The following is a 1,203-nucleotide window of genomic DNA, read 5'->3' as shown; positions in this document are numbered from 1 at the left end:
CCCCCGTCCCGCCCTCCCTGGAGGACCGGGCGACCGGTGCGCTGGTCGGGGCGGCGGTCGGGGACGCGCTCGGCGGGCCCGTGGAGGGCTGGTCGCCGGAGGAGATCGCGAAACGGCACGGCGGCCGGGTCGAGGGCATCGTCGGGCCGTTCCACGACGACTGGCGCACCGCCCGGCCGATCGCGCCGTACCACAAGGGCGACGGGCACGTCACCGACGACACCTTGATGACCCATGCGCTGGTCAGGGTCTACGAGACGGTGCGCGATCACCTCGACGCCTATGACATCGCCGATCATCTGGTGCCGGATCTGATCGGCACCCCGCGCTGGATCCCGGAGCTGGAGGCCGAGGCGCTGCCGCTGCAGCGGATCTTCCTCGCCGAGAAGTGGATCGTGGCGCGGCTGCACTACGGGCATGCGGATCCGCGGGAGGCGGGCGTCGGGAACATCGTCAACTGCGGCGCGGCGATGTACATGGCACCGGTCGGCGTGGTCAACGCCGGCAACCCGGACCGGGCGTACGCCGAGGCGCTGGACATCGCCGGCGCCCATCAGTCCTCGTACGGGCGGGAGGCGGCGGGGGTGTTCGCCGCGGCCGTGGCCGCCGCGTTCGTCCCGGACGCCACCCCGTCCTCCGTCGTCGTCCAGGCGCTGCGGCTGGCCAAGGACGGCACCCGCGCCGCGATCGAGGCGGTCTGCGAGGCCGCGTCGTCGGTGACCGACCCCGAGGCGGCGCCGGCGCCGCTGCGCGCGGCCGTCGCCCCCTTCGACACGGTGGGCCCGGACTACCGCAACCCCTCGCTCGGCGCCCGCCGCCCCTCCCGGCTGCACGCCGTCGAGGAACTGCCCATCGCCCTGGGCATGCTGCTGATCGGCGGCGGCGACTTCCGCAGCACGGTGCTCGGCGCGGTCAACTACGGGCGCGACTCCGACTCGATCGCCACGATGAGCGGGGCGCTGGTCGGCGCGCTGCGCGGTGCGTCGGCGGTGCCGGCCGAGTGGAGCGAGGAGGTCGCCCGCGCCAGCCGCCTCGATCTGCAGGCGCCCGGGGCCGCGCTGGCCACCGTCGCCCGGGAGATCTTCACCCGCGACCGGTCCCGGGCTCGCACCCACGAGCAGGCCTTCACCGCGATCTCGGCCATCCCCGCGATGACGGAGGCGGGCGAGCGGTGACCGCCACCGCCGCCCCCACCCCTGCCCC

The 1,203-nt window shown here is 75.3% G+C and carries 1 protein-coding gene; it reads left to right on the top strand.

Going from position 1 to position 1,203, the window contains the following annotated elements; all coding sequences use genetic code 11:
- The coding region (locus tag EST54_RS33895) for an ADP-ribosylglycohydrolase family protein (RefSeq protein WP_135796926.1) at positions 1-1,175 on the top strand (1,175 nt) is incomplete at its 5' end.
- Between the last annotated feature and the right edge of the window lie 28 nt (positions 1,176-1,203).

It is taken from the genome of Streptomyces sioyaensis (assembly GCF_004122735.1).
Taxonomy (GTDB): domain Bacteria; phylum Actinomycetota; class Actinomycetes; order Streptomycetales; family Streptomycetaceae; genus Streptomyces; species Streptomyces sioyaensis.
This window is presented reverse-complemented; position numbering and strand designations above follow the sequence as displayed.